At 38.8% G+C, this 22,973-nt stretch carries 26 protein-coding genes; 4 read left to right on the forward strand and 22 right to left on the reverse strand.

Features of this window, described 5'->3' with window-relative positions:
- Positions 1–530: 530 nt before the first annotated feature.
- The 3 genes from OMU_RS03440 to OMU_RS03450 form a co-directional block, all read right to left on the reverse strand.
- Entirely contained in the window at positions 531–839 is a 309-nt protein-coding gene (locus OMU_RS03440) for a PTS sugar transporter subunit IIB (RefSeq protein WP_016178567.1), read from the reverse strand.
- Between the two features lie 47 nt (positions 840–886).
- Complete coding sequence (locus tag OMU_RS03445) at positions 887–2,956, reverse strand: BglG family transcription antiterminator (RefSeq protein ID WP_016178568.1); 2,070 nt, start codon at positions 2,954–2,956, stop codon at positions 887–889.
- A 714-nt stretch (positions 2,957–3,670) separates the two neighbouring features.
- Positions 3,671–4,921 (reverse strand): IS110 family RNA-guided transposase, encoded by a 1,251-nt coding sequence (locus OMU_RS03450; protein WP_002346915.1) that lies wholly within the window; start codon positions 4,919–4,921, stop codon positions 3,671–3,673.
- A 395-nt stretch (positions 4,922–5,316) separates the two neighbouring features.
- Here OMU_RS03450 and OMU_RS23315 point away from each other — a divergent pair, with 395 nt between their 5' ends.
- Positions 5,317–5,466: a glycine zipper domain-containing protein gene (locus OMU_RS23315; RefSeq protein WP_016178569.1), complete on the forward strand. Its 150-nt coding sequence runs from the start codon at positions 5,317–5,319 to the stop codon at positions 5,464–5,466.
- Between the two features lie 163 nt (positions 5,467–5,629).
- Positions 5,630–5,773: a hypothetical protein gene (locus OMU_RS23320; RefSeq protein ID WP_016178570.1), complete on the forward strand. Its 144-nt coding sequence runs from the start codon at positions 5,630–5,632 to the stop codon at positions 5,771–5,773.
- Between the two features lie 83 nt (positions 5,774–5,856).
- Here the strand turns inward: OMU_RS23320 and OMU_RS03455 are convergent, their stop codons facing one another.
- The 9 genes from OMU_RS03455 to OMU_RS03495 all read right to left on the reverse strand — a co-directional run bounded on the left by OMU_RS03455 (position 5,857) and on the right by OMU_RS03495 (position 12,840).
- On the reverse strand, positions 5,857–6,168 hold the full coding sequence (locus OMU_RS03455) for a carboxymuconolactone decarboxylase family protein (protein WP_016178571.1): 312 nt from the start codon (positions 6,166–6,168) through the stop codon (positions 5,857–5,859).
- A gap of 12 nt (positions 6,169–6,180) precedes the next feature.
- A complete protein-coding gene (locus OMU_RS03460) occupies positions 6,181–6,594 on the reverse strand; it encodes a cupin domain-containing protein (protein WP_016178572.1) in 414 nt (137 codons plus the stop codon).
- Between the two features lie 20 nt (positions 6,595–6,614).
- Entirely contained in the window at positions 6,615–7,130 is a 516-nt protein-coding gene (locus tag OMU_RS03465) for a flavodoxin (RefSeq protein WP_016178573.1), read from the reverse strand.
- Positions 7,131–7,328: 198 nt separating this feature from the next.
- Positions 7,329–8,210, reverse strand: coding sequence for a LysR family transcriptional regulator (locus tag OMU_RS03470; RefSeq protein WP_016178574.1), 882 nt, complete (start codon positions 8,208–8,210; stop codon positions 7,329–7,331).
- A 105-nt stretch (positions 8,211–8,315) separates the two neighbouring features.
- Positions 8,316–9,761, reverse strand: a complete 1,446-nt coding sequence (locus tag OMU_RS03475) for a PTS mannitol transporter subunit IIBC (RefSeq protein WP_016178575.1) — start codon at positions 9,759–9,761, stop codon at positions 8,316–8,318.
- 223 nt (positions 9,762–9,984) lie between these two features.
- Positions 9,985–10,416, reverse strand: a complete 432-nt coding sequence (locus OMU_RS03480; protein WP_016178576.1) for a PTS sugar transporter subunit IIA — start codon at positions 10,414–10,416, stop codon at positions 9,985–9,987.
- Positions 10,417–10,425: 9 nt separating this feature from the next.
- Positions 10,426–11,565, reverse strand: coding sequence for a mannitol-1-phosphate 5-dehydrogenase (locus OMU_RS03485; protein ID WP_016178577.1), 1,140 nt, complete (start codon positions 11,563–11,565; stop codon positions 10,426–10,428).
- 9 nt (positions 11,566–11,574) lie between these two features.
- Entirely contained in the window at positions 11,575–12,132 is a 558-nt protein-coding gene (gene hxlB, locus OMU_RS03490) for a 6-phospho-3-hexuloisomerase (protein WP_016178578.1), read from the reverse strand.
- Positions 12,133–12,144: 12 nt separating this feature from the next.
- Positions 12,145–12,840, reverse strand: a complete 696-nt coding sequence (locus tag OMU_RS03495) for a ribulose-phosphate 3-epimerase (RefSeq protein WP_016178579.1) — start codon at positions 12,838–12,840, stop codon at positions 12,145–12,147.
- A 243-nt stretch (positions 12,841–13,083) separates the two neighbouring features.
- Here OMU_RS03495 and OMU_RS03500 point away from each other — a divergent pair, with 243 nt between their 5' ends.
- The gene (locus OMU_RS03500) at positions 13,084–13,833 is read left to right on the forward strand and encodes a DeoR/GlpR family DNA-binding transcription regulator (RefSeq protein WP_016178580.1); all 750 of its coding nucleotides are present in this window, start codon (positions 13,084–13,086) and stop codon (positions 13,831–13,833) included.
- 90 nt (positions 13,834–13,923) lie between these two features.
- Here the strand turns inward: OMU_RS03500 and OMU_RS03505 are convergent, their stop codons facing one another.
- The 5 genes from OMU_RS03505 to OMU_RS03525 form a co-directional block, all read right to left on the reverse strand.
- Complete coding sequence (locus OMU_RS03505) at positions 13,924–14,331, reverse strand: MerR family transcriptional regulator (protein WP_016178581.1); 408 nt, start codon at positions 14,329–14,331, stop codon at positions 13,924–13,926.
- 91 nt (positions 14,332–14,422) lie between these two features.
- Positions 14,423–15,040, reverse strand: a complete 618-nt coding sequence (locus tag OMU_RS03510) for a flavodoxin (protein WP_016178582.1) — start codon at positions 15,038–15,040, stop codon at positions 14,423–14,425.
- Between the two features lie 117 nt (positions 15,041–15,157).
- A complete protein-coding gene (locus tag OMU_RS03515; RefSeq protein ID WP_016178583.1) occupies positions 15,158–16,138 on the reverse strand; it encodes an aldo/keto reductase in 981 nt (326 codons plus the stop codon).
- Between the two features lie 160 nt (positions 16,139–16,298).
- On the reverse strand, positions 16,299–17,276 hold the full coding sequence (locus OMU_RS03520; RefSeq protein WP_016178584.1) for a Gfo/Idh/MocA family protein: 978 nt from the start codon (positions 17,274–17,276) through the stop codon (positions 16,299–16,301).
- 20 nt (positions 17,277–17,296) lie between these two features.
- Entirely contained in the window at positions 17,297–18,316 is a 1,020-nt protein-coding gene (locus tag OMU_RS03525) for a Gfo/Idh/MocA family oxidoreductase (RefSeq protein WP_016178585.1), read from the reverse strand.
- Between the two features lie 230 nt (positions 18,317–18,546).
- Here OMU_RS03525 and OMU_RS03530 point away from each other — a divergent pair, with 230 nt between their 5' ends.
- A complete protein-coding gene (locus tag OMU_RS03530) occupies positions 18,547–19,422 on the forward strand; it encodes a MurR/RpiR family transcriptional regulator (RefSeq protein WP_016178586.1) in 876 nt (291 codons plus the stop codon).
- A gap of 43 nt (positions 19,423–19,465) precedes the next feature.
- On the opposite strand, the gene OMU_RS03535 is transcribed toward OMU_RS03530, so the two are convergent.
- The 5 genes from OMU_RS03535 to OMU_RS03555 all read right to left on the reverse strand — a co-directional run bounded on the left by OMU_RS03535 (position 19,466) and on the right by OMU_RS03555 (position 22,972).
- Positions 19,466–19,957 carry an isochorismatase family protein gene (locus tag OMU_RS03535; protein ID WP_016178587.1) on the reverse strand — a complete coding sequence of 164 codons (492 nt, stop codon included), beginning with the start codon at positions 19,955–19,957 and terminating at the stop codon, positions 19,466–19,468.
- Between the two features lie 10 nt (positions 19,958–19,967).
- Entirely contained in the window at positions 19,968–20,216 is a 249-nt protein-coding gene (locus OMU_RS03540; protein ID WP_016178588.1) for a GlsB/YeaQ/YmgE family stress response membrane protein, read from the reverse strand.
- Positions 20,217–20,239: 23 nt separating this feature from the next.
- Positions 20,240–20,833, reverse strand: coding sequence for an Asp23/Gls24 family envelope stress response protein (locus OMU_RS03545; protein ID WP_016178589.1), 594 nt, complete (start codon positions 20,831–20,833; stop codon positions 20,240–20,242).
- A gap of 511 nt (positions 20,834–21,344) precedes the next feature.
- The gene (locus OMU_RS03550) at positions 21,345–22,676 is read right to left on the reverse strand and encodes a glycosyltransferase family 2 protein (protein WP_016178590.1); all 1,332 of its coding nucleotides are present in this window, start codon (positions 22,674–22,676) and stop codon (positions 21,345–21,347) included.
- Complete coding sequence (locus OMU_RS03555) at positions 22,673–22,972, reverse strand: hypothetical protein (RefSeq protein WP_016178591.1); 300 nt, start codon at positions 22,970–22,972, stop codon at positions 22,673–22,675. Before OMU_RS03555 ends, OMU_RS03550 begins: the two co-directional genes overlap by 4 nt.
- Position 22,973: the final 1 nt, after the last annotated feature.

Below are 22,973 nucleotides of genomic sequence, written 5' to 3' on the forward strand. Positions count from 1 at the left end.
TATTCATTTTTCAAAAACTGAAAAATGAGTTTGATCTTCATGCCGTATACCATTCCACTAGTTCCCTGAACTTGAATTGTGTGCTATTTTTTTGTTTGTTCCACTTTATTAACTGCCAAGAGTGGAACTGGCATCCTTATTCATATTAATGTATTCATTTTTCAAAGATCGAAAAATGAGTTTGATCTTCATGCCGTATACCATTCCACTAGTTCTCTGAACTTGAATTGTGTGTGCTATTTTTTTGTTTGTTCCACTTTATTAACTGCCAAGAGTGGAACTGACATCCTTATTCATATTAATGTATTCATTTTTCAAAAACCGAAAAATGAGTTTGATCTTCATGCCGTATACCATTCCACTAGTTCCCTGAACTTGAATTGTGTGCTATTTTTTTGTTTGTTCCACTTTATCAACTGCTAAGAGTGGAACTGGCATCCTTATTCATATTAATGTATTCATTTTTCAAAAACTGAAAAACTGTTTTATTAACTTACGGAAATAAGCAAACCGACATCCTTAAAATTTCTTTATAACGCTCCTTTTGCTTCTAAAATCGGCAGCAGTTTTTCTTCGATTTCTGGTTTTGATACAATATTTTTCAAATAAACAATGGCGGTCTTCTCTTCATCAATTGAAAATTTTTCAAACTGTGACTTAAAATTTTGAGCGGTAATAATAATGTCTGACTGTGATGAAGCTGCTGTTGAAATATCCACATGATCTAATTTTGCGTCAACACCATGAGCATTTAATACATCCTCTGCCGCCATTTGAGCAGCAAAACTACTCCCTAAACCTGCACCGCACACGAACAAAATTGATACTTGTTTTCCCATATTTTTCTCTCCATTCTTTCTCTATTTATCGAACTATGCATAATTCCTTAACTAAATAAAATCTCCTTGAATCGTTCAATATTTGTCTCGCGACTTAAACGATTCACCTTTTCCTCATCATTGATCAATTCAATCAGACTCTTCATAATATTTAAGTGCGAATAAGAATCAACTGCCGCTAAGCAAAAAATGATTTTTACCGGGTCATTCTCTTCATTGCCAAATTCAATCGGTTCTTTGATTGTTGCGACACTGATCCCTAACTGATTAACGCCATCCTCAGGCCGAGCATGAGCCAACGCAATGTATTTTCCAATCACGATATACGGACCGTATTCCTTCACCGAGTCGATCATAGCAGCCACATAACTTGGTTCAATCACCTGATCATGTATCAAAGGTTCAGAAACTCGACGAATCGATTCCTCCCAATTATTTACCTTCTGATTTAATAAAATATCGCTATCCTTCAACACATCTTCTAACATCGGCTGAATCTCCTTTTTATTTATCTCTAAATGATTTTGGTCAAAGAGCCTTTCCAATTCCTGATAGATGGCTCCAGACACTTCTCCCCCGCTTTTTTTAATAGTATCGATCAGGGAATAAAACAATTGCGTGGAATCTTGATTGTTAACTAAACGTTTCAATTTATGATTTTCATTTAAGAAGCTAGTAATTCTCTTTTTGCTCTCTTCCTTAATGATCGGCTCTAGCTCCAACACTGGTTTTTGTGAATATTGGATTGTTACTGTACTGAAAACCAAATCGACATCCAGCTTTTCGATCAATTCTAATTCCCGCGAGCTTAACACTGCTAACACTTCGATATTAAAGAGCTCCTTCAAATTTTCAGATAACAGCTTGCCGGTCGCGACCCCATGATTACAAATAACCACTGCCTTATAGACATAATGCAGCTCTTGATTGATCGCACTGACGGATGTTGAAAAATGAATGGTTAAAAAAGCGATTTCATCTTCACTTAATCGATTACCAGTTACCTGCTCGATCGAGGGGGTAAATTGACGAATGGCCGAATAAATAGTGCCATAATTCTTTTTTATGTTTTCCTTCAACGGATTTACGATTTGAATATCGTTTTTCACCCGATTTATCAGACCGACCAAATGCTTGTACAGTCCTTCTTGTAAAGACTCTTCTTTTCTGGAAAACGGAATTTTGGTTTTTTTCTCGACAAATTGCATCAGTTGAATCGAAAGCAACTGCGCCTGAACCCATTCGATCGAATTATTCATGTCTCTCGAATTGAAGGTATTCAGCATAAAAACAATGTATTTGATTTCGACTTCTGGCGGTGAGAGTTGAAAGGCTTCGCAAATCGCTGTGACAAAATCACGAATGTCGCTTTGAGGTGTATCGGCAGCTTCCCACACCGAGCTTGCAATGAGATCTTCTCGTAAATAGCGACTCAACCAGACCGCTGTGAACATCAACAATTGATTGCGATAAATTGTATCCTCCAGCGAGGTCATCGATCGAACATACAAATCATCTAATTTTTTCAACCAATGTGATGAGATATAACGATTCAGAATTGTTAAATTAACAGAAGCTTCCTGTTCCTCCTGAGGTGAAATCACTCCAACAGCATTGTTGATCACATCATAAACCATCGTTCGGATGGAGCGTTCAGCTCCTTGCAGCACAATTCCTTGCTTTGGCACACTCAACACCTCGATGCCGTATTCTGCCAAAATATTTCTGACGCGACGCATGTCTTCATCCAACGAACTTTTAGAAATTTGGTATTCCTCTTCTTTTTGATACAAAAATGTTGCTTTCTTTCCTAGTGCAAAAGAAAGAATCAGGTCAAAGATCCGGCTTTCACGATCCAGGTATTGCTCCACATCCGCTAAATCAAGCTGCTCAAGCAAGGAATCTTTTTGCTCCTGAGTTAAAATTAGTTGATACCCTTTTTTTCTAAGATTTTTGATTTCAGGAAGTGACCTCTCATTTAAAAATTGGTTGATTTCTCTTAATTCATTTCGGATCGTTCGGGCACTGGTATGAAATTCCTCTTCTAGATTTCCAAGTGTTACTGGATAGTCAGAAGTTATAAAAATCCGTAATATTTTTACTGTGCGATCTTTCATTCCAATCTTCCTTTCGTCTAAGGTGAGTATATAACCCTTTATTTTTCTTGATAAGTAGAGATTCTTGCAATCTTTTTTGGCAACAATGTAAGCGCAACCTAAAAAATGTTTATTTTAAAGCCTTTCATTCATTTGTAAATACCGTTATTTTATATCTCTTTTCAAAATCATTTCAGGTTCATCTTACATGCTTTTTTTAACGAGCTATAGTCAGTTCTTACTTGAAAAATAAAACTAGCTTTTGATCCTTCATCTTTATTTAATCCTCTTCAAAATGAAACAAATGGAAAGGCAAGGAGCCTTTATTTTTTTTGTCCTAAAATTCGAAACGAAGTAGATAAAAAGCTGTTCTAAGCTCGAGTTACGAGTTTGGAACAGCTTTTGTCTACAGTCTGAAAACTCCCACCAAAGTGGAAGTTTTTTCTATTTTTATTGCTCTGTTTATTATAACTTAATCTATTTGATCCAACGTAATTGATTTTACAATCTTTGCTGCGGAAAAATTAGGAGTAAAAAATCTGGCTATCTGTTAATCACCGATGGAAACATGTATACTAAAATTTAATAGAACAAAAAAGTCTAGTGGTAATAAGTCAAGATAATTTTTCAAAAGATTTTTAAAGGTAGTTAATTTTTGAAGCGCACTGAACTAAACCCGACCAAAATTAAAAATTTTTTCGGGTACTTCCAAGGATTAGCGTCAATAACATACTGTTATTTATCTATCACGCTCCTTGGTGGCATATAGAGTTGATGGTTACGTAGTAGCGTATCCACCAGACGCGTAAATTTTCTTGCGGTTAGTACGATGGCTCGTTTGTGTTTATGCTTGGGTGTTTCAGCGTATTTTTTCTTATAATACGCATGGTACTCAGGCTCGTATCTCCTTACGGAGTTGGTGGCTTCAACTAGATAATAACGGAGATAACGATTGCCTCGTTTGGCCATAGGAGTATTTTCATACTCAGAGTTACCTGATTGGTTCTGTCGCCAATATAAACCGGCATATTTAGCCAATTTGCTTTCATCTGAAAAGCGATTGATAGGGCCAATTTCAGCGAGTATACCCGCAGCATAAACAGGACCGATTCCTGGAATACTGGTTAAACATTGATATTCAGGTAGCACAACGACTAAATCGTCAATGGCTTTGTCTAAGTCTTTAATTAACTTTTCAAGACTACGAATTTCTTTGGCTAGAACACCCAAAACAATATCTACAGAGTCCTGATGGACTTTTCCTAACCGGTAGGAACTACGTATGGCTTTAGAAATTGCCTTTGCAATTCCTTCGGGATTTTTAAAACGATACTTCCCTAGTTTTTGAATTAGGTTCGCAAACTCTTCTAATGACAGTTCGGCAAGTTGGTCCATTGTGTAATCTTCCGTCATTAGAGTTACTAATGTGGCACTTAAAACGGATCCACCTTCTGCTTTTAGTTCTTTAGAAAGCGTGTTGCATTTATAATAAATGTTTTCGATAAAGTGTTGCTTTGTACGAACCAGCTGTTTAATTAGCTGATAACGCGTTCTAGTTAAGTGTTGGAGGGCAAGGTATTCTTCCTCTTTAATGATGGAGTTGACTTGCCTTTGGATGCGAAAATAGTCAGCGATATAAAAAGCATCAATTTGATCGTTTTTGTTTTCTTCAAAAATATCACGATACTTTTTAATTTTATTTGGTTGTTCAACTGAAACCATAAGGTTCAATTGATTTAACTCAAGATCTTCTTTAAAAAACATAGCTGGATGAAAGCTATATAAAGATGTGGCCTCCATTCCAATCACTAAGCTCTCTATCTCAAATTTTTGAGAAAATTCGAGAATGTATTCTTTGATCTGGCTTGCGCCAAGTTGACTATTTCCATAAGATGCTTCTTTTAAAACAGAGCAAGTTGAATCGTCTGTCATAAAGCAAGCATCTAATTTTTCAGAACTAACGTCTAAACCGACAAATAGTTTCATGTGGAAGGACCTCCTTTCATTGATTATTCGGAAATTGCTTGGGTACTGTGGGATATCCCAGAATCACGTTGTCTAACGACAGCCTCGCATAATAGAGTTTCATTCATTAAACCTCTAAGCCACCCAATCTCTACTAGGATTGGTAGAGGTCAATGGACTCAGCTAGTGTGTTGGAGGTTATACCAACGGTTCGGGTCACAGACTTTCTGTCGCAGTAAAACTGCAGAAGGTGATAGCGTCTTCCCGTAAGTCCTTTCCAAGACTTATTATTCAGGAATATCCTACAGTATCCAAGTAGTAATCGTTATTTTATTTAAACATATTAGGAATAGCCCCTAAGGGCGATTGAAGGAATGAAAGTTTCTTCAAAATATATATTACGAGAAGGTGTGTAAATGGAAAAGGAAGAAGGAGGATCATTAGCAGTAGGAATTGCCATGGGATTGATGTTTGGCTTGCTGTTCGATAACCTTGCTTTAGGTTTAGCAATTGGGGTTGCTTTGGGAGCGTCTGGGGCGTTCGCTGTTAAAAATAAAAAAGGATAATCAGTACTACGATCACTATTAAACGAAAAGCTTTTCCTGTCTAAATCCTTTCAATCGTTCGTTTTCCCAACTGTTCTCGGTTGCATTCAGAAGAAAATCAATATTTAATGCGTATTTTTATACATGATTTTTCTTTGCTACAAGCATTCTTTAGGAGGATTTTATGAAATCTACAATTGGATTAGGCAATATTCTTGCGTTTATTCTCTCTTATCAAAGATGGCACAGTGTTCTTTTGGCATTATTTCATGGTTTGTTTGGATGGTTATATGTTTTCTATTATGGCTTTTTCTACTGGGGCAGCTGAGCTCTTTACTTTGTGAGCTACAAAAACTATCGGTACATAAAAACAACTATCCTACTCACTGAACAGGATAGTTGTTTTGTTTTTTAATCAAAAATTTCCTTTGCCATCGTAAAAGCACTCCAAGCTTTAGGCCAGCCGGCATAAAATGCTAAATGAGTAATCAATGCGCTAATTTCTTCTTTTGTCACGCCGTTTTCTTTGGCGATTTTTAGATGAGCTTCCAATTGCGGTGCTCCCATGGCTAAAAGTGCAGAGCACGTAATCATACTGCGATCACGAGCCGAAAGCTCTTCCTCTTTTGCCCAAACTTCACCAAATAGCACATCGTCATTTAATGCTGCAAACTGTGGGGCAAATTCTCCTAATTGTTCTCTTCCAGCTGTTTGTTTTTTCATGATATTCTCCCCTTATTTTTCCAATTTGTCGTACCATTCATCACTAACCGGCTCCAACCATTCCGGTGTCCCGGCAGTGATGACGATGTGTTCGAACCAACTATCTTTGGCTGCGCCATGCCAATGTTTGACTCCATCATGGGTGACGATCACATCTCCAGCTTGTAAAAATTGCGGAGCCTTAGCTTCTTCCTGATACCAGCCTTCTCCACCTGTCACCAATAATAGTTGATAACCGTCATGATGAATGTGCCAGTTGTTACGGCAGCCAGGCTCAAAAGTTACATTCGCGACTCCTACATTGATTGCTGCATCAGCAACCAACGATTGAAGGTAGCTTTGTCCAATAAAATATTGTGCATAAGCTTCATTCTTTTCTCCAATTGGAAAAATCACGCCGTTTTTCACTTCTTGATGTTTTGTCATTATAAATTTCCTCCAGTTAATTAGTTTGAATAAGACAGCAACCAATTTTTTACTGCTGTTTCTGAGCGATCAACTTTTGAACCACGTACAGCTAAACCTGTTTTGATCTCAGCGCCAGAGCATGCCGCCTGCAAATCTTGAATACTTGAACCAAAAGCACTGCCTTCATGAGTACAGAAAGGATAGATCACCTTATTCTTCCACTCTTGATCCGCTAAAAAAGTCGCAATGATTTGCGGATAAGTGCCCCACCAATTAGGAAAACCTAGAAAAATACTATCTACTTGAGTGAAATCAATTGGCAACTTCTCATAATCAATCCGTGCAGAAGCTTGTTTTTCTTTTTCTGCTTGTTGAACCGCCTCATCATAGCTTTCTGAATAAGCAATCTTTGACAACAATTCATAACTCTCGATCGCCAACGCGTGACTGATTTTTTCTGCTAGAACGGCTGTATTTCCTTTAGTAATCCTTTGTTTTGTCCCATTAAGGTAGTTCTCACCAGCTCTTGAAAAATAGATAACTATAGCAGTCATAAGTTCCCTCCTCGTTCACTTTTTTATTCGCATACGAATCTGGCAAGCTACTCGTTCAATATTCTCTCCAAAAATCAAGAATAAATCTCGTGTCTCTGTAAAACTGTAAAAGCGTAACTCGCAAAAAAAAACGTACCCTGAACAGCTTCAGAATACGACGGATTTATCACTATGTCTAATACCCATAAAATCATAGTACTATAGCTTAAAAGCATGTTTGAATTGCTTGATCAACTCTTGCGCAGCTGGCGTCTGCACTCGTTTTTTCCATACTAAGACACAATTTGTTTTTATACTGGGTTCTAAAGGAATAAAAACCGCATTTTCCAATTTCCGATCAGAAATCGCCCCTTCGATCGCCAATGCCACCCCAACTTTGTGATCAACTAACGGCAAAATATTGAAAATCAAATTGTAGTTGCCAACAATGTTTAATTGATTGTATGGTATTTTTGCCCATTCTGCTAATAGCTTTTGAACCTCTGATCGTCCAGAACACAAGATTGGCAAACCTTTGATATCTTCCGGACGCAGAACGTTTTTATTGGCAATAAATAATTCCTTCGACGCCAAGAAACCCCAATTTTCCGCTCTAGGCAGCCTCAGCATCTCAACCTCATTTAAAACAATCGGTTCAATCAAAATAGCCATATCCAATATGCCCTTTTCCAAACGATCCGAGATATCATCACTCGTACCTGTGACCAAATTAAATCGAATCTGAGGATAATCACTAATTAACTCTTCCAACATCATCGCCAAAGTATCCGAGTTATCAGCCTCAACGCAGCCAATCGTTATCATCCCGCTGAGTTGTTTGTTGCGTTGGGCCGAAAAAGCCTGCTCCAGCTTTTCATCCAACGTTAAAATTTCCTCTGCTCGTTCTTTCAAAAAAAGGCCATCCTGAGTCAAACGCAACCGATTTTTCTCACGATGAAAAAGTGGCGTCCCAACTGTTTCTTCCAATTCTTTGATTTGACGGCTCAAGGTTGGCTGAGTAATATTCAAAATACGCGCTGCCCGTGAAATATTTCCTTCCTGTGCGACTGCCCAGAAGTAACGTAAAAGTCTGATTTCCATAATTCGCCTCTGTTTTTTATTTTTCTTTTACTATAACAGAAATTTATTTCTACGTTTACAAAGCTTTCACACAAAACACCGACGAAAGTTCCGTCGGTGTCGCAATTATTCTTTGTTTTTCGCTTCCACAATCTCATTCACCAGTTCATCGATTACCGGATCTTGCAGGTAATTTTTTAGAGTAACGATCTTCATTTGTGGATGAGCTTTTCGTGTACGCTCTTCCAAGTCTTGATGAACAACCACCATATCACTATCCTTTGGCACATCCTCAATCCGATAATTCTTTACTTCAATATCCGTGATGCCGGCTTTTTGCAGTTTCTTCTTGAAGGTCGTGGCGCCCATCGCACTGCTGCCCATTCCAGCGTCACAGGCAAAGGAAACTTTACTGATGTTTGCTAAGTGCGTACTTTCTGTTTTAGCATTTTCGCCATTCAATAATTCTTTTCCTTCTGATTTCATAGATTTAGATTTTTGTACAGACTCTTCGAAGCTTTCATCATCATCTGGAGTTTTATCTGCTTTCAAGATTACAGAGGTTACTAAGAAGGAGACGGCTGTTGCAATAACGACTCCAGCGATTACTCCAAAAAAGTTCCCTTTAGGAGTTAAGGCTAGGTAAGAAAAGATCGAACCAGGACTCGGACCAGCAACTAATCCTACGTTAAGTAATTGGAATGTCAGTGTCCCAGCCATTCCTCCAGCAATCATCGCTAAAATAGTAACCGGTTTCATCAATACGTATGGAAAATACATCTCATGAATCCCGCCTAAGAAGTGAATAATGATCGCTCCCGGAGCGGTCCGTTTTGCCACTTTTTTTCCAAAGAAGGAATACGCAAGCAATAAGCCCAATCCAGGTCCAGGATTTGATGCCACCATGAAGTAGATGGATTTTCCGGCTTCTAATGTTTGCTGCATCCCTAATGGATAATACACCCCTTGGTCAATCACATTATTTAAGAAAAGAACTTTTGCAGGTTCATTGATCAAAGACAGCAACGGCAAGAATCCCGTTGAAACTAAGGCCTCGATCGCATTCGTTACGAATTGATTCGCTGATTGGATCGTTGGGCCAACTACTACATAAGACAAGCACATCAATACAAAACCGATAATTCCGATCGAAAAATTGTTAACGACCATTTCAAACCCAGCTGGGATTTTGCCATCTAAAAATTTATCGGTCTTTTTCATTACCCAACCACCAAATGGTCCCATGATCATAGCCCCCATAAACATAGGGATATCTGCACCAATGATCAAACCAATAGTTCCAATTGTTCCTAATACAGCACCGCGCTGTCCGCCAATCATGCGACCGCCGGTATATGCTAACAATAATGGCAATAAGTAACTGACTGTTGGGCCGACCAGCTCATTTAACGATTCATTTGGAAACCACCCTGTTGGAATAAATAAGGCCGTCGCGATCCCCCAAGCGATGAACGCGCCAATGTTTGGCAACACCATATTCGTCAAGAATCCGCCGAACGCCTGAACTCTGGCACGCATTGATACTTGTTTTCCTTCATTCGTTACATCCATTTCCTTCACTCCTTTTTCATATTAAGGAATTGATTTTTCCCATGAAAAATCAGTTCTATTTTCAAGCCGTATACCATTTCTCTACACCCGCTAAAGCGTGAAGAGAAACTGGCATCCTTTTTCATATTAAGGAATTGATTTTTCATAGGAAAAATCAATTCTCTTTTCAAGTCGTATACCATTTCTCTAATTACGCTGAAGTACCGAGAGAAATTGGTATCCTTTACTCTTTGACTAAATCCAACAGCTCTTCTTCCGTTTTAACATCAAATAATTTTTGGTACCGATCCTCATCACTCAACAGCTCACCAAGATTCGCAATTAGATCCAAATGACCATCTGGCGAATCCGAAGAAAGCGTAAAAAATATCTTGACTGGTTCTTCGCCTGGAAACATAACGGGTTCCTTCACACGCAGAAACGTCAGTCCGACACCCTTGCTTCCATATTCTGGACGAGCATGGGGCATCGCAACCTGTGGCAAAAGAATAATATAATTGCCATTTTCCAACACGTTTTGAATGATCGCCTCAACATAAGCTTTTTCCACGATACCATTGTTCACAAGAGGCTCCGCACCCATTCGAATCGCCTCCTGCCAAGATTCGATGGTGTCGATAAACATCGTATTCCCTGTTAATTGTTCTTTTAACATATGACCCTCCTATCCCATTGAATCGTAGGCAACAACTACTTCCTCTAGCAATTTCCCATCTAAATGAGAAATTGTTTTAATCGTTGCTTCTAAACCTTTTTCTTCAATCAATGCATGTATTTTCTCCGCCTCGGGATCATCTGAATGGCGATAATGATACCCTGCTGCAATCACTTTCACTCCTGTTTCATAGGGCAAACCCAGTGCCTCAAGCTTTACGACAGGAGCGACTAAACGATCATTCGGTCCTAATTTTCTGATAGGCGACCCTCCTACACGAGCAATTTCGTCAGACAGTTTTTGATTTTTCTGACGCTTAAGTGTCTTTTCAATGAAGCATTGCAAATCTGCTGAATCAAATTGATACTTTTGGACAAAATAGGCACTATTCTCTGATAAAAATTGATTCACTATTTTCACTATCTCCACGTTTCGGATCGCCTCTTGAATCGTTTGATATCCATGTAAGTCTCCTAAATAGGCAATGGCTGCATGAGCAGCGTTGACAATGTACAACTTACGTTCAATATAAGGCTGCATCTCGTCAATCAAAACCACGTGTTGCAATTTAAACGGTGTTGCAGGGTCTAGCTGCTTGCGATTAATCACCCATTCATAATAGGGTTCAACAACTGCCACAGCTTTGCCCTCAACAACTTTACCAAGTGATTGCCGATCAATCGCTGTATTGACAAAATAAGCATAGTGATCAAAAACGGTCGCATCTTGTTGAGAAAGAGTCTCATAGACCGCTTCTTTTAAGATATTACTGGCATTGATAGCATTCTCGTTCGCTAAAATATTGATACTGCGTTTTTGTTTGAAGCGTTCACTCAAACCCTTGGCAATCGTCGGTGCGATTTTTGCTAAGTTATTCGCACCAACAGAGGTGGTCAAGATGTCTGCATCTTTAATCGCCGCGATGACTTTTTCTGTCTCGGTAAGACTATTCAAAGCGCTGATTCGGTCAACAAAAACAGTAGTCCCCTGCTCGTCCATGATATCAATTCTATAACCGCCATCCTGATTTAATTGCTGGATCAATTCTGCATTTGTATCAACGAAACAAATCTCAAAACCATTTTGATGTAAGAGCTGCCCAATAAATCCGCGTCCAATATTGCCCGCGCCAAAATGTACTGCTTTCATTTCTTTCACCTACTCCAGATTGGCATGATACTGCCATAGACTATGCATATCAATATTCTTTTCCTCTACCATCATCAAAGCGATACTATCACCTAATAATAGTAGAGATTGTTCAAAGAGACTCGTCATCGGCTGAACCGATGGAACTTCTCCTGACAAAGCCAACTTCGTTTGAACAGGAATTCTTACAAAAATATCCGTATACTCCTTCATTGAACTATTTGCATTTGATCCGATGTGAGCCACTGCTGCGCCAAAACTCTTGGCCTTTTTGGCGATTGCTAATGGAAACGAGCTTTCTCCACTACCAGATCCTACAATCAATAAATCCCTTTCTGTGATGGCAGGTTCAGTAATTTGTCCGACTACTACTGTTTGAACACCTAAGTGAGCTAAACGTTTGGCAATTCCTTCTAATGAGAGAAGTACACGACCGACGCCTACAAAGAATACTCGCTCCGCTGTTTCAATTGCCTCTAAAAGTTGCTCTACCTCCTCTGGGGCAATATTGTCTAAAGTCGCAGAGATTTCCTTTGTAATCTTTTGTTCTACACTTTTAAATCCCACTAGTTTTCCCTCCTACTTCACCAACACCGCTTTATTTATCGCATCTGTCAATAATTCCCGATTTTTCGTTAGTGTATTTTCTGCAATGAATAGGCTTGTACTTCCTAGCACTAAGTTTGTCGCACCTGCGGTCAATAAATCTGGGATTGTCGCTAAGGAGACACGGCCGTCCACTTGAATATCAATCGTTAATCCTTGTTCGTCAACTAGCTTACGCAGGTCAGTAATTTTTTTCAGTGCGTAAGGAATCTGCTTCTCGGCTTTGTTGGTGGCAAATCCTGGATTGATCAGCATCAAGCATACCCGATCAATTTCTGGCAAGACATACTCTAAAACATTCAAGGGTGTCGCCGGATTCAGCGCAATCCCGACTGTTGTTCCGGCATGCTTAATTAATTGAATATACCGATCAACATGCAAGCTAGTCTCGTGATGAAAGGTAATTCCTTCAACACCGATCTTCAGCATCTCGCCAATAAAAAATTCATTGTCATTCGACATGATATGCACATCGAAATTCATCGAAGTGATTTCCCGCATCCGTTTAATCGTTTCAATTCCTAATGGCATGCTTGGACTGAACGTTCCGTCAATAACATCGATATGCAACGTATCCATTCCGATTTCTTCTAATTCATTGATACTCTTTTCCAAATTCACCAAATCTCCGCACATGATTGACGGCGACAAAATAATCCTGCTTTCCATAAGCTTCCTCCTGCTGTTAATACATCGATTTCTCCGGAAAAATCAATGTGATTCGAATGCCGTACATCCTTCGTTTACACCCTCATTGTAATCGCTTAACAAATACAAGTCAATACAAACATGCACATTTTTTCTTTTTATTTGCGTGTTTATGCCTGTATGTTCGATTAAACTCATCTGTAATTGACACAAAAACGCATTCATGGCATCATTAACTGGAAAAAACAAGAAGGAGTGCGCACTATGTTGAAGGAAGAACGTCATCAAAAAATCGTTGATCTGCTAAATATTGAACAAAAAGTCATCGCTAGCGACTTAAGTCATCGTTTTAATGTATCTGAAGATACGATTCGTCGAGATTTAAAGGAGTTGGATGGTCAAGGACTCTTGAAGCGAGTTCACAGCGGGGCTCTTCGAGTAGGACCGCCGATTACAGATTTTTCTTATCGAGAAAATGAGCACAATGAACGAAAAAAGGCTCTCGCTCGCAAGGCCTTGCCTTTTATCAAAGAAGATTCAGTGATTATTATCGATGGAAGCACCACAAATTTAGCACTTGTAAAGGAAATTCCAGTTGATTTTCGTGCAACGATTATTACAAATAGTCCAGCAATTTCTGTTGAACTCGCGCAACGAGCGAACATTGAGGTGATTAACATTGGAGGAATCTTTTATAAGCAATCCATGATTAACCTTGGTGTGGAGACCTACAAATCGTTGCAAAAGGTTCGAGCTGATCTTTATGTCATGGGAATTTACAATATTGATATTGAGACAGGCACCAGTGTACCAACTGTACAGGAAGCGGAAATAAAAGCACAAATGACACAAGTTTCTACAGAAGTTTTGGGTATGATCACAAATGATAAGTTCGGTACAATCAGTAACGCGATCGTTGGCCCCGTCGATGATTTGAGTTTCCTGATTTCAGAGGATATTCCTGATAAAGTACGGAAGGAATATAGTAAGAAGAAGTTGCTTTTGATTGACTAGCTTGTAAATAAAAACCATTGAATCAGAAAGCTACGTGTAGCTTCTGATTCAATGGTTTTTTTACTAATAACATTTAAGTTTTTGCGCTAACTAACCTTTTGCCGACACAGTGTCATTTGAATGGGAAAATATTTCTTGCTCACATTTCTGGATCATCTGATCGTAATTGTCCAGCTTTGTTTCTAAGCGGGCGACGGTAGCATTGATCAGCTGCTGTTTTTCTAGTAGTTTCTGGCATTCCTCGATTAAAATTTTCTTGCGTTCAACTAACGTGGCATCTCCCAGCTGATATAATTCGGAGTATTTTGCTAAGGAATCAATTGAAAGCCCAGAATCTCGCATGCATTTGATAAATTCGACCCAGTTTAGGTCCTCTTCTTGAAAATCACGAATTCCAGAGTCATTTCTGGTAATCGGAGGAATTAATCCCTCTTTTTCATAATAGCGGATTGTTGCTGGAGTCATTTTAAATTTTGCTGCAGCCTCTGATATGTTCATTTTCTCCACTCCTTTAGTTTGCCAACACATTTAAATCTTAACAGGCTTTGCTCCTATTTTAAACCAGAAACTTCAAATGGTTACCATCGATTTACGGAGCCAACCATTCTTTCACAAGACTCGCCGTTTGACTTCTATCCGAAGAGGTAATGCCTAATCCTTCACTAAGCGTTGATTGATCCAGTAATTCTCTGTAACGTTCCATAGATTCATTAATAGAACTGCTGCCACTGGTAAAGAAAGGATAAACTCTCTTTCCCGCTAACTTATTTTCACTGATCCATTTTTCTACTGGTAAGGCCGGTTCACCAAACCAGATCGGTGTTCCGAGAAAAATACTGTCATAATCAGATAAATCAACGTCTTGTTTTACAATGGTTGGTAATTCTCCTTCTTCCCTTTGAGCTTCCACCACATCTAAAACCTCATCATAAACCTCTGGATATGGTTCAACCGTTTCAATTCGCATTAGTTCGCCATTCACTTGTTTTTGAATTTCCTCAGCTACAGCTTTTGTGTTTTCAGTCAATGAATAATACACGATCAGTGATTTCCCTATATCTTCGGTTTCCTGATTTTGGTTGGATTCGAGGCTCTCAGATGACTGAACAGCGGACTCACTGGTGTTCTCCTCATTAGTATTCGTCGCGTTCGAGCCGCATGCACCAAGAAACAAGACAACTGGTAATAACAAAAACAACTTTTTCATAACGCTTACCTCCGTTTGCTTTAGTTCTAGCATACCGGCTAAAGTGCACTTTAAGTCAAGAGACTTTTAAAAAAACTGCATCGAAAAACGACACAGTTTCGCGCGATCTCTTAAGATTTAATCATGACCAACCACTTTATGCGGAACATACGGCTCTTCTAGATACAAAACATCTTCTGCTGTCAATTTGAAATCAACTGCTCCTACTGCCGTTTCAATATGGTTCATTTTTGTTGCACCTACGACAGGTGCAGCAACAGAATTTTTTTGCAGTAGCCAACCTAATGCGATATTTACACGATTTGTTTCATATCGTTGGGCTAATTCCGCCACACGATCAATAATCAGCTGATCCTTATCTGCCGTTTCATCATATTTGGCTTTTTGTGCCACATCGGTACTACTTCGCTTGGTTGCTTCAGAGCGATTACGGATCAACCGTCCAGATGCCATTGGGCTATAAGGCGTCAAGGCAATATTTTCAGATTGACAATAGGGAATCATCTCTCGTTCTTCTTCGCGATAAATCAGATTCAAATGATTTTGCATCGAGACAAATTTTGTCCAACCATTTTTTTCAGCGATCGTATTGGCTTTTTGAAATTGATAAGCATACATCGCTGAAGCACCAATGTAACGGGCTTTGCCTGATTTCACCACATCATGCAGCGCCTCCATTGTTTCTTCAATCGGTGTATCATAATCCCAACGATGAATGATATAAAGGTCCACATAATCGGTCCGCAAGCGTTTCAGGCTTTGATCGATCTGCGACATAATTGCTTTTCGCGACAACCCTTGGCCGTTCGGTCCGTCAAACATTTTCTGATGAACCTTCGTTGCCAAAACGATCTCATCTCTATTTGCATAATCCTTCAGCGCTTTTCCTAAAATTTCTTCACTGCGGCCCAAGGAATAGACATTGGCTGTGTCAAAGAAATTGATCCCCAGTTCGAGCGCCTTTTTGATCAAGGGGCGACTGTCTTCTTCCTCCAAGACCCAGTTATGAATCCAATTTCTAGGATCACCAAAACTCATAGAGCCTAGACAAATTCTTGAGACATCTAATCCTGTGTTTCCCAATTTTTTATATTCCATCTTTTTCACACCTTTCTTCTACTTTATTAGTTTACTTGTTAAAGTGCACTTTAAGGCAAGCTTTTTTCCTGATCATACAAAGATCTTTCAGACATTAAGAAAAAACAGCCCAGACTTTTCGTTTACAAAGTCCGCGCCGTTTTCACTTTATTCTAACTAACTATCCCAAAACAATTCCTGCATCATTAATCGCTGCTTCAACGATCTCCATAACGATCTTGCTATGATCCAGCTGCTTTTTAACAAATGTCATATCCTTATCTTCAATTACCTGATTGAATAGCTTGAATTCATCAAACATCCGATGGGGATGATCCTTGTGATCGAAGGTTTCGATGTCACCAGCCAATGGTTGTGTGCTGTAGCTATCCAAGGTGTTGGTTGGACCATTGACGATCACTGATCCTTCTGTCCCTTGAATCGTCGAACGAATTGTGGCTTCAGAATCTTTGGCGCCGATACAAACAACCTTTACATTCCCATAATCCAGCAGCAGCATACCTGACGTGTCGATATCCCGTTCAATGTTGGCATAGTACTGTACTCGTTCTGGTTTTCCTAATAAACCAACAACTAAATGAATATTGTAGATATTGATATCCATTAACGCCCCGCCGCCCATTTTCGGATTAAAAGCGGGCAAAATTGTTCCTTCTTTAAACGCATCATAGCGGGAAGAGTATTGTGAGTAGTTGCACTCAATGATTTTCAAGGTGCCAATCTTTTTAACAGCTTCTTTAATCCCTTGGAAATTTTTCAAATATTGATTCGTAATAGCTTCCACTAATACCAGATCTTTTTCCAGTGCTAGCTGTTCTAAATCCAATAATTCAGCTGCCTTCAACGTAAATGGCTTCTCGCAAATCACGTGCTTTCCAGCTTCTAGTGCCTTTTTTGCAAAGCTGTAGTGCAGGTGATTCGGTACTGCTACGTAAACCGTATCAAAGGCATCACTTTTTAAACACTCATCAATATCCGTGTAGGAGGCTTCGATTTTGTATTCTGCTTGAATTTTCTCCGTTTTTTCCTGACTTCGTTTTGTGCCCATGATAGCTTTCAATTGAATCTCCGGTAAATCCTTCGTGATTGCTAAAAACTCTTGAACAATTTTGCCAGAACCAAAAATGGCTAATTTCATTGCTACTCCCTCTTTCTCTGCTATTTTGAGACTTGTTGGATGCCCTTTTCTAACATTTCGATTTGCAGCAGCGTTTCTTCATCTTTGACGGCTTTAGGTTTGCTGTTAATCAACGTTTCATAGATATCTTCGTAGACACGGCTATAATCGCCGATTTCTGAAACGACCTTCTCTTCATGAAACACGCCTTCGTCATCCATATAAGTCAGCGTACCATAATGCTCAGGCAAATCAATCCCGAAATCTTCGTTTTCAGGCATATAAAACATTTTCAGGTGCTCTTCTTGACGGTCTTTTGTTTCCTTAACAAAAACACCTTTTTTCCCGTAAACCACAAAGCTCGGACGTTCCTTCAAACGGAAATAGCTGGATTTCACCGAGACCTTCATCCGACCATAAAACAGATCCAGATCAAAGTAATCATTCATTCGATCATCGCCTAAAAGCTGGCGTACTTCATAATGCACATCATCTGGGCGGCCAAAATAAGAGATCACTTGGTCCAATGTGTGGCAAGCATGACCATATAGATAACTTGTTCCGATTGAAAAATGCTCCACGCTCTCTGGCACTTCTGGACGGAAATAATCATAGTGCATCTCAACTTCCAATAAATCTCCCAGCACACCACTTTCGATTACTTTTTGTACGGTTAAAAAGTCTGAATCGTAGCGACGGTTTTGGTAGCACTGAATGAATAGGCCTTTTTCATCTGCTAAACGGAATAATTCCTTGGCTTCCTCAGAGGTTTCAGTAAAAGGCTTTTCGATCAGAACATTTTTCCCGTGCTCCAAGACTTCTTTGCCTAATTTGAAATGCAACGGACTTGGTGTCGTTACGACAACTAATTGAATTTCTGGATCATTATAAATATCGTTGATGTCTGATGTATAATTGGTGCCAGGATTTTTCTCCCAGGTAATGCGGCCGCTAGGTGAATAGATGGTTTTGACCTTGATTTTGTCGGTTAATTTAGTTGAAAATGGTAAGTGATAGCGATTAGTGCTTTTGCCGTTTCCGATATATGCGATAGTTAACATGAATAGATTCCTCCAGATTTCTTTTGATAATTTTATTATATAAGAACGACTCCTCCTGAAAAGAAGATTCAGTAAAACAGGTCGTTTTATCCAAGCTTTCGTATGCATACGCATAAATTCTGAACATTTTATCCAAAAAAAGCTTCAAAATGAGGCCGTTTCTTCTGAAATCGGTTAAATTGCGTTATGATAGAATGGATGGTAGTTACCCTCAATGAAAAGGTGATGGAATGTTATTAATCGATAAATTACGAATGCAAAAGGATCTGACCAATACGGAAAAACGGATCGCTGATTATATCTTACAGAATTTAACCACAATTCCAGCAATCAACGTCGCAGATCTCGCAAAAAATACCTATACCTCCCATTCATCAGTGATTCGCTTAGCTCAAAAAATGGGATTTGACGGCTTTCGCGATTTTCGAGTGGCGGTTTCTGAGATTGCCCACAGTGATATTTATCGATCGAATCCTGTCGATGCCAATTTCCCATTTTTACCACAAGACTCAACCAAAGAAATCGCTAAAAAAATTGCCGATTTGACCATCAACACGGTCCAACGCACCTATGCCCAATTAGATGATCAAGTTCTTGATGACGCAGCCGAGCTGTTGGCTAAGGCCGAACGAATCTTTCTATTTGCCCAAGGAGATTCCCAGATTCGGGCCCGCAGCTTTCAAAACAAGCTGGTGAAGATCAATAAATTCTTGATCATTGCAGATGAATACGCAGACGAGGATTGGAATGCCGCCAGCCTAACCAGTAGAGATTGTGCGATTTTCATTACCTATCGGGCACGCGTGCCGCAATACGAACGAATGATGAAGCACTTTATAAACGAAAATATTCCTGCAATCCTACTGACAGGCAACAGACAATCGAATTTGATTCCTCTGGCATCCCAGTCAATTGTCTTCACCCAAGAAGAAATGGATTATGTAAAAGTCAGTACCTTTTCTTCTCAGGTAGCTTTTGAGTATATTTTAGATACACTTTTCTCGCTATTATATGCGAAGGATTTCCAGCAAAATCTTACCGACTTCAAACGAAAAAATGGTTGGATCGAAAATGGGATATTGTCAGATCATTCGAAAACTACCTAAAAAGCGATACTACTTTACAAGTGTAAAGTAGTATCGCTTTTTACTATTTTATCTCAATGTTAAATTTCTTTAGTAAACTCAACGTTGCTTCATTTAATTGATTTCCAGCAACTAGCTCTGAATTAATATAAAAATCTGCTTCAGGAAGAGCTCCCTGCAAAGCCAAAGCATTCGCTAATACACATAAGCTAAGCTCCACACCAACAACTTCGATGTAATTTTTTTCTTGTTCATGTTTTTCCGTCAACTCTCGAACCTCGATCAGTGCTTCCGGCGGCAACGCATAGTAATTCTTTTTAATCACGTATTCTTCCGGCAAAGGAGTTAGTTTATTAATTATTTGTAGTCCGTCCAACTCTTCTGATTCATTCTTATGCTCGATGGGAATGTCTCTAGTAAAAAGAACCATTTCCCCAGATTCACGGGCCTTTTCTAAACGATGCAGTATTTTAGGAACAATCGTATTTGCACCCTGAACATAATTTTCATCATTTGGATCCAAAATTCGATTCTGCATATCTACAATTACTAACATCGCGTTCCTCCTATTGCTTTGAGCGGCCTAAGAAAAATGAAACAATCAAAACTAAGATGACTGCACCAATAATAGATGGTACTAAAGCCATCCCCGCTAATGATGGACCCCAAGAGCCTAGCAACGCTTGTCCTAGAGCGGACCCGACTAAACCGGCAACGATATTGGCTATCCAGCCCATGCTATTGCCTTTACCTGTGATTGCACCAGCGATTGCACCGATAACAGCTCCTATAATTAATGACCATAATAAACCCATAATAACTTCCTCCTACTATCTAACTATTTTACTTGTGTATCTTGGTTGTCTGCCATTTTTTCTTGTGCTTTTTCTGCACCTTCGTTAACTGCAGCTTTAGCTTTATCTGTTTGTTTTGAAGCAAATTCACCAGTCGTTTTCGCTGCACTTGTTACTTTGTCTTGGACCGTTTCACTATCTTGATCAAATTCTTCCTTGGTTTTGATATCTACTACATGAATATTTACTTCAATAACATCTAAATGCGTCATTTTTTCAACTTCATCGTGCGTAACTTGTCTAATTTGATCAACAACTTCTGTAATGTCCTTGCCGTACTCGACCACAACATCCATATCAACAGCTACTTGTTCTTTGCCAACTTCTGTTTCAATTCCTGCCGTAACATTCTCTGTGTTAACCAATTTCTCCGCAGCATTCGAGAAGAAACCACCATTAACTGTTAGTAAGCCATCAATTTTATCAATAGCACTGCCAATAATTTTTTGGATCACTTTATCGTCATAGACTGTTTCACCTTTAACTTGTGCATCCTTGTTAGTGCTAAATTGATTCGTGTGTGTTTGTTCAGGTGTTTCTTTGCCATTAAAGTTTTTGTTTTCGTAATTTTCTACCATCTTAAATTCCTCCTGTTAATTGATATTCCTTTTACCAGATGACTCATTTAATCATCTTGACCTGTTCAGTAAGAGAATAGCTTTTCAAACTATTCATACAAATGATAAAATAACCATTTATATTTTATCAGAAAATCACGCTGTCATTTTCCTCTTCTTACTTTCACTTAATAGCTTAACGCAAATAATTTTGTATGAACAATAATCTGCTTACAAAGTCACAATATATAAAAAAATAAATCATATTTTTGATTGAAAAAACTGATTTCAGATAGCTGTCAATAAAACGGTTATATTATAGATTTATTGTCATTTTTCTTCAGTTCATCTTCAATAGAATAAAATAACAATAAATAAATAGACGGTTCTTTATTTTAACTGAAAAAAATCTTTCTACTCATCTGACTAAGTTCATTTTTTCTTCCAAAAAATAGGTTTACAACTAGGCTATTTAGCACAGTCATAAACCTATTCTGCTACCCGCGCTAAAACAGCGGTATCTTTTTAAAGTTTATTCTTCCGAAGCCTTTTTTGCAGGCGGCGCTCCTTTTCTTTCTGGGCTCTTCCAGGTACCGGAGCCTAATCCCATGATAGTTTTTATTGCAGGAATAAATGTTACCACGATTGTTACTGCATTCATTATCCAATAAAAAAGCATGTATAGCGGCGCAAATAATAAATATTTTATTTTCCTGCCACGATCATCCACAATCAGTGAAGCCACTAATTGAAGAATTCCTGAGATCATTTCAAAGCAGACAAAGAGAAAAGCCATCGTAAACATATGATAGATTCGTTCCGTATTTCCATCTAGTGCAAAGCGAGCCAAGCTCCATACAAACATAAATGAAGAGATCCAAAAGAAGAAGGACCAGATTATACTAAAGGTTTGATCAATAAACATCACTGTACGACCAAGATTATTGAAAGGATGCAGCAGCACTTTCCTAAAATTGGTTAGCCAAACTTCTGTTCCACCTTTAGCCCAACGTTTTCTTTGACGGTAAAGCATCTTCAAGGATTCTGGAACCTCCATGAAAAACATGATCCGCGGCGCAAAAAGCGATAACCAGCCATCCATTTGATGATCCCACGCAATACTGATATCTTCAGTAGCTCTGTCTTGTCTGAATAAGCCGACATCGATCAATGCATCTTTTCTATACATCGTATTTGCTCCGCTGTAGGCGTAGATACTTCCTAAAACGCCAATTTGAGTCCGTTTGATAATGCCTACGATACTGGAGAATTCTACCGTTTGCGATTTTGCGATAAGTCTGGTTCTATTTTGCACGTCCATATTCGCTGTAATCGCAGAAATATTCGTTGAATCTGATCTAAGAAAGTAATTCACATACATATTCAAAGAATCAGGTTCTGGAACCGTATCCGCATCATTGCTCAAAAGCAGTTTCCCACGAGCAAACGCAAAGCCAATATTAAAAGCATGAGCCTTGCCTTTATTCTTTTCAATTCGGATGACTCGCAGTTTTGGGTACTTTTTTTGTAACCTAGCTAATATTTCAGGCGTACTGTCTGTAGAGCCATCATCAGTCACTAATACCTCATAATGCTCATAATTTATTTTTGTCATTAAATATTCTATCGTATTTTCAATAACAATTTCTTCGTTGTGGGCTGGAACCATGATGGTAATAAAAGGTTCAATTTCTGAGGGAATCTCGTGCCAATCCTTTTGACGATACTTGAACAAAAAAGTATAGCAAAAAACACCAATAAACCAAGAAAAGCCGCCAATAATCGGATAAGTAATCAGTACCAAGAACATCAACGTAAAAATGACATCAACAATATAATTGCCAGTATGGAAAAAAGTAATCATAACTTCACACCACCTTTTTTATACAGGTTTCGTACAAAGTCCGTATCCAGATTCTGCTCTTCCTTTACCGAATAGTAGCAAACCTCTCTGCGAAACTCTTCTGGGCCAAAGCGTTTGTCATACTCGTCTTTTAGTAACTGCCGACGAGCATCTAAGCGTTCTTCGTCATACTGGACTGATTTTTGTAAAAGATTTTTAAAACGATAATTATTCCAAATCGTCAGTAAAATGAAAATCACCGCAATGACCACAAACATGATACATAAGAATATGAACAGAAATTTTAACGTTTGCATT

It is taken from the genome of Enterococcus avium ATCC 14025 (genome assembly GCF_000406965.1).
Taxonomy (GTDB): Bacteria; Bacillota; Bacilli; order Lactobacillales; family Enterococcaceae; genus Enterococcus_A; species Enterococcus_A avium.

What these genes read in the sequence shown, in the direction of transcription:
- OMU_RS03555 (WP_016178591.1), bottom strand. Translation starts at nt 22,972, where the DNA reads ATGCAAACGTTAAAATTTCTGTTCATATTCTTATGTATCATGTTTGTG.
- OMU_RS03465 (WP_016178573.1), bottom strand. Translation starts at nt 7,130, where the DNA reads ATGACTGCTATAGTTATCTATTTTTCAAGAGCTGGTGAGAACTACCTT.
- OMU_RS03520 (WP_016178584.1), bottom strand. Translation starts at nt 17,276, where the DNA reads ATGAAATTAGCCATTTTTGGTTCTGGCAAAATTGTTCAAGAGTTTTTA.
- OMU_RS03510 (WP_016178582.1), bottom strand. Translation starts at nt 15,040, where the DNA reads ATGAAAAAGTTGTTTTTGTTATTACCAGTTGTCTTGTTTCTTGGTGCA.
- OMU_RS03480 (WP_016178576.1), bottom strand. Translation starts at nt 10,416, where the DNA reads ATGTTAAAAGAACAATTAACAGGGAATACGATGTTTATCGACACCATC.
- OMU_RS03505 (WP_016178581.1), bottom strand. Translation starts at nt 14,331, where the DNA reads ATGAACATATCAGAGGCTGCAGCAAAATTTAAAATGACTCCAGCAACA.
- OMU_RS03440 (WP_016178567.1), bottom strand. Translation starts at nt 839, where the DNA reads ATGGGAAAACAAGTATCAATTTTGTTCGTGTGCGGTGCAGGTTTAGGG.
- OMU_RS03545 (WP_016178589.1), bottom strand. Translation starts at nt 20,833, where the DNA reads ATGGTAGAAAATTACGAAAACAAAAACTTTAATGGCAAAGAAACACCT.
- OMU_RS03525 (WP_016178585.1), bottom strand. Translation starts at nt 18,316, where the DNA reads ATGTTAACTATCGCATATATCGGAAACGGCAAAAGCACTAATCGCTAT.
- OMU_RS03535 (WP_016178587.1), bottom strand. Translation starts at nt 19,957, where the DNA reads ATGTTAGTAATTGTAGATATGCAGAATCGAATTTTGGATCCAAATGAT.
- OMU_RS03475 (WP_016178575.1), bottom strand. Translation starts at nt 9,761, where the DNA reads ATGGATGTAACGAATGAAGGAAAACAAGTATCAATGCGTGCCAGAGTT.
- OMU_RS23315 (WP_016178569.1), top strand. Translation starts at nt 5,317, where the DNA reads ATGGAAAAGGAAGAAGGAGGATCATTAGCAGTAGGAATTGCCATGGGA.
- OMU_RS03470 (WP_016178574.1), bottom strand. Translation starts at nt 8,210, where the DNA reads ATGGAAATCAGACTTTTACGTTACTTCTGGGCAGTCGCACAGGAAGGA.
- OMU_RS03500 (WP_016178580.1), top strand. Translation starts at nt 13,084, where the DNA reads ATGTTGAAGGAAGAACGTCATCAAAAAATCGTTGATCTGCTAAATATT.
- OMU_RS23320 (WP_016178570.1), top strand. Translation starts at nt 5,630, where the DNA reads ATGAAATCTACAATTGGATTAGGCAATATTCTTGCGTTTATTCTCTCT.
- OMU_RS03540 (WP_016178588.1), bottom strand. Translation starts at nt 20,216, where the DNA reads ATGGGTTTATTATGGTCATTAATTATAGGAGCTGTTATCGGTGCAATC.
- OMU_RS03515 (WP_016178583.1), bottom strand. Translation starts at nt 16,138, where the DNA reads ATGGAATATAAAAAATTGGGAAACACAGGATTAGATGTCTCAAGAATT.
- OMU_RS03450 (WP_002346915.1), bottom strand. Translation starts at nt 4,921, where the DNA reads ATGAAACTATTTGTCGGTTTAGACGTTAGTTCTGAAAAATTAGATGCT.
- OMU_RS03485 (WP_016178577.1), bottom strand. Translation starts at nt 11,565, where the DNA reads ATGAAAGCAGTACATTTTGGCGCGGGCAATATTGGACGCGGATTTATT.
- OMU_RS03455 (WP_016178571.1), bottom strand. Translation starts at nt 6,168, where the DNA reads ATGAAAAAACAAACAGCTGGAAGAGAACAATTAGGAGAATTTGCCCCA.
- OMU_RS03530 (WP_016178586.1), top strand. Translation starts at nt 18,547, where the DNA reads ATGTTATTAATCGATAAATTACGAATGCAAAAGGATCTGACCAATACG.
- OMU_RS03495 (WP_016178579.1), bottom strand. Translation starts at nt 12,840, where the DNA reads ATGGAAAGCAGGATTATTTTGTCGCCGTCAATCATGTGCGGAGATTTG.
- OMU_RS03550 (WP_016178590.1), bottom strand. Translation starts at nt 22,676, where the DNA reads ATGATTACTTTTTTCCATACTGGCAATTATATTGTTGATGTCATTTTT.
- OMU_RS03460 (WP_016178572.1), bottom strand. Translation starts at nt 6,594, where the DNA reads ATGACAAAACATCAAGAAGTGAAAAACGGCGTGATTTTTCCAATTGGA.
- OMU_RS03445 (WP_016178568.1), bottom strand. Translation starts at nt 2,956, where the DNA reads ATGAAAGATCGCACAGTAAAAATATTACGGATTTTTATAACTTCTGAC.